At 68.1% G+C, this 5,229-nt stretch carries 5 protein-coding genes and 1 pseudogene; 1 reads left to right on the top strand and 5 read right to left on the bottom strand.

What is annotated here, in order from left to right:
• Positions 1–64 precede the first annotated feature (64 nt).
• Together AC1DES_RS18990 and AC1DES_RS18995 are read right to left on the bottom strand one after the other, a co-directional pair.
• On the bottom strand, positions 65–460 hold the full coding sequence (locus AC1DES_RS18990; RefSeq protein ID WP_476897256.1) for a sigma factor-like helix-turn-helix DNA-binding protein: 396 nt from the start codon (positions 458–460) through the stop codon (positions 65–67).
• A gap of 162 nt (positions 461–622) precedes the next feature.
• Positions 623–787, bottom strand: a complete 165-nt coding sequence (locus AC1DES_RS18995) for a hypothetical protein (protein ID WP_476897253.1) — start codon at positions 785–787, stop codon at positions 623–625.
• A 103-nt stretch (positions 788–890) separates the two neighbouring features.
• Here AC1DES_RS18995 and AC1DES_RS19000 point away from each other — a divergent pair, with 103 nt between their 5' ends.
• On the top strand, positions 891–1,244 hold the full coding sequence (locus AC1DES_RS19000; protein WP_476897254.1) for a DUF3846 domain-containing protein: 354 nt from the start codon (positions 891–893) through the stop codon (positions 1,242–1,244).
• Positions 1,245–1,319: 75 nt separating this feature from the next.
• Here the strand turns inward: AC1DES_RS19000 and AC1DES_RS19005 are convergent.
• The 3 genes and pseudogenes from AC1DES_RS19005 to AC1DES_RS19015 all read right to left on the bottom strand — a co-directional run.
• Positions 1,320–1,577: pseudogene (locus tag AC1DES_RS19005) on the bottom strand (transposase); the annotation flags it as partial.
• A 70-nt stretch (positions 1,578–1,647) separates the two neighbouring features.
• Positions 1,648–2,748, bottom strand: coding sequence for a galactose-1-phosphate uridylyltransferase (gene galT / locus AC1DES_RS19010; protein WP_476897255.1), 1,101 nt, complete (start codon positions 2,746–2,748; stop codon positions 1,648–1,650).
• Between the two features lies 1 nt (position 2,749).
• Positions 2,750–4,960, bottom strand: a complete 2,211-nt coding sequence (locus tag AC1DES_RS19015; RefSeq protein WP_476897257.1) for an alpha-galactosidase — start codon at positions 4,958–4,960, stop codon at positions 2,750–2,752.
• Positions 4,961–5,229 lie beyond the last annotated feature (269 nt).

Here is a 5,229-nt window from a genome sequence, read left to right on the forward strand (position 1 = left end):
GGCCGTGGTGCGGGCCGCGGAGTTTCAGCGGGGCGGGTTTTTCTCTGTCAGGAGTACTTCGGCATCAACACTGTTCCGGATGGGTTCCCCGGATACCGTAACCATTCCGTGATGCCGGTCCCCGGACCCGTCGCGTGCCCGCCGCCGACAAGCCTGTCTTTCCGCGGCGTCCGGTGATGGCATCCGGCGCACGGGCCGCCGTGACTCTGCCCTCGGACGGGCTCGAGTTGTCCGCGAGCGGATTCAGGCCTGCGCGGACCCTGGACTTGATGGTGGGTAAAGGTGCCGGGAGTCTCTCCGCCACCTCACGGAAGGTGAGGGCGCCGAGGTACGCCAGCACAACCGGTTCGCGTTGCAGCGGCGAAAGTGTCCTCAGGGAATCGACGAGTTGCAGGGCATCCGGTCGATGAAGGAATGGGCTACCTCGTCGTAGGGATGGCTCCAGGAGGCGGCGGCCCATCGTGCGGCACGGTTGGTGCTGCACTGATGCTAGCGGACCTTGTCCACGGCCCTGGTACGGGAGATCGTCGTCAGCCAGCCAGCCAGCCAGCCAGCCAGCCAGTCAGCCAGTCAGCCGGCCAGTCAGCAGGTCGGGCTTCCCGGCGCGCTGGCCGTATTTTCTTTACGCCTCCTGCCAGACCACGATGCAAACTTCCTGGGTCACTTCCTCGCTGAGTTCGGGATCGACAACCACCCGCCCCACCACGCCGAAAACCCGCTGCGAGGTGCGCTGGTAGAACTCCGTGAAAGCCTCGCGGTTGCCTGGACCGGTTTCAGCAGCAACCACAGGACAAAAGGGGTGCGGAACTTTCCGGCCGGCCTGCCCGGGTTCGGACGGGATTGGGAGCACAATGGAGGCGGTCTTAGTTACTCGGAGTAGAGGACACAAGATGAGCGCCACACGATACACCGCACTGATCATTCCGGCCCGGCTCGGCGAGCCCGTCCGGATTGAATTCCTGGACACGGACCCTGAGGTCCTGCGGGGACTTGTCGGGGGAGAGATTGAGTCAATCACGCGCGGCGGCTGGCACGTGTACCTCAACGCCGAGGGGACCATCATCAATCTCCCGCCGAACCTTCGCGCGGGGCAGCTAATGCATGAATGCGGGCTTGATCTCGCTGGGACAGCCCGCGGACAGGCCGTCATTCTGGGCCGTGACGACCACGGTAGGGACACCGACGTCCCGGAGCATTTGGTCCGTCTGGCCGAAGAGCTTTTCGGTTCACCGCTGGCAGCCTAGCCACCAGCTGACGTTCCGCCGGGACGGGAATGTTCCCGCCGCCTACGCTGGATCGGGGCCCTTTCGTCCGCCGTTTTGTGCCAGCAGCACGGCGTGGATCCGATCCCAGATCCCGTCTGCTGCGAAAAGGCTGTGTTGCTTCCACACGGTCTGCCACGGACGGAACTGCTCAGGCAGGTCCCGCCAGGCGATTCCGCACTGGTACCGGTACGCGATGCCCTCGACGACCTGGCGGTGGTTCCGGAACGGGCGGCCGCGCTGACTGTCGGAACGGGGCAGCAAGGGCTCAGCGCGGGCCCACTGATCATCGGTAAGAACCGGAAAACGAGACACGCTCCCAAGTTTTCCAGCCAGCGGTCAGCCTCGTTGGGAGACACGCACTGGCCCCGCGCAGCGGCTTCGGTCAGGCCCCGATGGCCTCCCGCAGCCGGGCGGCCGCCGTTTCGGGCGGAATGTCGGCGATGAATGCACCCATCGCCGCCTCTGAACCGGCAAGGTATTTGAGTTTCGTTTCCTCCCGCCGGGGAGACGTCAGCTGGAGCATCAGCCGGACGTCGTCGCGGTGGGCATGCACCGGGGCCTGGTGCCAGGCCGAAATGTAGGGGGTGGGCGTCGAGTACAACGCGTCCACGCCACGCAGGAGACGGCCGTAGAGGTGGGAGAACTCGTCGCGTTCCGCGGTGCTGGTGGCGGCGAGGTCGGGCACGTGCCGGTGCGGGAGGACATGGACTTCCAGCGGCCAGCGCGCGGCGAAGGGGACGAACGCGGTCCAATGCTCGCCCTGGAGCACCGCCCGCCCGGACTTCCGCTCGAAGCTGAGGACGTCCTCGAACAGCGTGCTTCCGTAGCTTTGGATCGAGCGGATGAGCTGCGCCGTGCGGGGCGTGATGAAAGGGTAGGCATAAATCTGCCCGTGCGGATGATGCAGCGTCACGCCAATGGCCTCCCCCCGGTTCTCGAACGGGAAGACCTGCTCGACGCCGGGCAGCGCGGACAGGGCAGCTGTCCGGTCCGCCCAGGCCTCCACCACGGTCCGCATGCGGGACAGTGATACCCCGGCGAGGGATCCGGTGTGTTCGGGGGAGAAGCAGACGACCTCGCACCGGCCCACGGACTGCCGGCTGCGGCCCAGCCCGATCTGTGCGAGGTCCCCAAGGCCCTCGGGTGCGCCGGGCCCGGCAAGGTCCGGTCCGAAGGACGGGGACTTGTTTTCGAAGACGGCGACGTCGTACAGGCTGGGCACCTCCGAGGGGTTCCCGGCGGAGGCCGGTGACAACGGGTCCAGATGCGACGGCGGCAGGACCACCCTGTTCTGGCGGGCGGACGCCACCGAGATCCATTCGCCGGTCAGCACGTCCTGCCGCATCGTGGCGGTCGGCGGACGCGGAGCCGGTTCGCGCAGATCAGGGGAACGCTCGGGAGGCAGCGCCGTGTCCGCGTCATCGAAGTAGATAATGTCCCGCCCGTCGGCGAGCAAGTACGGCCGCTTCGTGATGGTGCCCATGTTACGTCCGCCTCCCACCGTTGCGGACCGTGGGGTCCGCAACGGTGCTGTCCGCTACGGCGCGCACGCTCAGGAGCAAGCCGTGTTCAGGGTTCAGGACAGGCATCGGCAGGCCCGATTCGGCGAGGAAACGGCCGCTCGCCTCAACCCCGGAGGAAAGCCAGGCCGGGGGATGGATCTGCATAAACGGATGCCCGTTGCCGGGGGCCGGGTAGACCAGCTCGACCCGGTAGTTTTCGTCAGGCCGCAGCCCCGGTAGCGGAACCCTCCCGGGGACTTCGGAATAGGAGGTCGCCACGGACACGAGCGCGTACAGCGCATCGGCCCCGTCCTGGGACACGACGCCGTGGAGCATCAGCGAGGGGTCCGGCTCGTCGGCGCGCACCATGCGTCCGCTGTGCAGCAGCCCGCGGTAGTCCTTGAACAGCGCGATCGCCGCCGCCAGCTCGCTGCGTTCGGAGCCTTTGAGCTGCCGCACATCCCACTCCAGCCCGAAGTGGCCGAACATGGCCGTGATGGCGCGGAAAGACAGCTCATGCGTCCGGGCTGTGGTGTGCGAAGTCGTCGGGCCGATGTGCGCGCCCATGAGCTCGGGCGGGACCACAACCCCGGTCCACCGCTGGATGCTCTGGCGCTCCAGGGCATCGTTGCAGTCCGAGGCCCAGACCCGGTCGGTGCGTTCCAGGATGCCGAGATCCACGCGGGCGCCACCGGAGGAGCAGCTCTCGATCTCAACGTCAGGGTGGGCTTTCCGCAGCTCGTCCAGGAGCCGGTACACGGCCAGGGTCTGGGCGTGCACCGAAGCGCCTCCGTCGTGGCCCATCTCGGTGAGGTCCCTGTTCTGGTCCCATTTGAGGTAGCTGATCCGGTACTCGCCAAGGAGGGCATGCAGCCGGTCGAAGATGTACTGCCAGGCCTCGGGATTGACCAGGTCCAGGACCTGCTGGTGCCGCCACCGCTCGGGCAGCCGGCCGCCCGGCGCGCCGGCTTCCACGCCGGAGGGCCGGGCCGGCCCCGCGATCCAGTCCGGATGGGCGCGGGCCAGATCCGAGTCCTCGTTGACCATTTCCGGTTCGACCCACAAACCGAACTCCATGCCGTGACCGGTGACCGCGTCAATCAGCGGAGCCAGTCCGTCGGGCCACAGCTGATCATCGACGTACCAGTCGCCCAGGCCCGAGCCGTCATTCCGGCGGCCCCGGAACCAGCCGTCGTCGAGGACGTACCGCTCGACGCCGAGCCCTGCCGCGGACTCGGCCAGCTCCAGCAAGGCGGGAAGCCTGTGGTCGAAATAGACCGCTTCCCAGACGTTCAGCACCACCGGGCGGGGTTTCCCGGAGCGCACCCCGGGATGGTGCGGGCGTCCGCGGAACCAGGCGTAGAAGGCATCGCTGATCCCGTCCAGGCCGGAATCGGAGTATGCGGCAAACAGCCACGGAGTCTCGTAGCTTGCCCCCGCCGCCAGGGTGATCTCCGCTGAGCCGAGCAGTTCGGAGGCGCCGATGACCGAACGGCCGTCCCCGATCGTCTCGACGAAGCTCTCATGGTTGCCGCTCCAGCCCAGATGCACGGCCCACACCTGGCCGTGGCGGTTGCCGAAGCCCGCGGTCCCCGCGGCCAGCAGCAGAGACGAATCGTGGCCGGTGCGTCCGTGCCGGCCCGAGCGGACCCACGTGCCCTGCCGCATCGGGAGGCGCTGGGGGTGGGTCTCCCGGCACCAGCGCCCCGTCAGGTCCAGGATTTCCGTCGCGGCACGGCCCACAGGCAGCACCGTTGCCAGCTCCTCGACGCCATAAGCATCCGGGCCGTCGTTGGCGAGCCGGTGCCGGAGCTGGAGCAGGCCGCCGTCGTTGATCCTGATCTCGGTGCTCACCGTAATTCCGGCGTCGGGGTCCGACTGCGTGATGACGGCGGAGCTGTCCGCGTCCGCCGTCCGCACCGACACCACGCGGAGCCTGGTCGAGAACGCCCGCCCGTTGCGGTGCCCGCGGAGGCCCGGACGTCCGCGCCACCCGGAGGAAGCCTGCGGGATCAGGCCCAGGGTAACGGGAATGTCCAGCGACGACGGCGGAACGGGACCCCCCAGCAGGGACAGATCCGGAAGGTCGGGGCCAAGATCGGCACCGAAGTGCAGTATTGCGGGCTCACCCGCGCTGAAGTCGATGAGCAGGGCCGTGCCCGAGGACCGCAGGTACAGCGGTTCCGCGGGCAGCGCTTCCAGGAGCCTGTCACCCTCGGAGGCGGGGGACGGATGCGGGTGGTTCACGGCAGCTCCAAGCGTTGGCGTTAGGGGTTCGGGTGGTCTCTGGCCGGTCAGCCGGCCGCGGCGGTGCTGGTGGGGGCGAGGCGTAGGCGGCCGACGCGTTGGGCGAGGATGCGTCGGGCTTCGCCGGGGAGGTGGTCGTCGCTGATGAGTTCGTCGGCGTCTTCGAGGGCGGCGATGGTGCTGATGCCGAGGGTTCCCCATTTGGTGTGGTCGGC

It is taken from the genome of Arthrobacter sp. 05T442 (assembly GCF_056395945.1).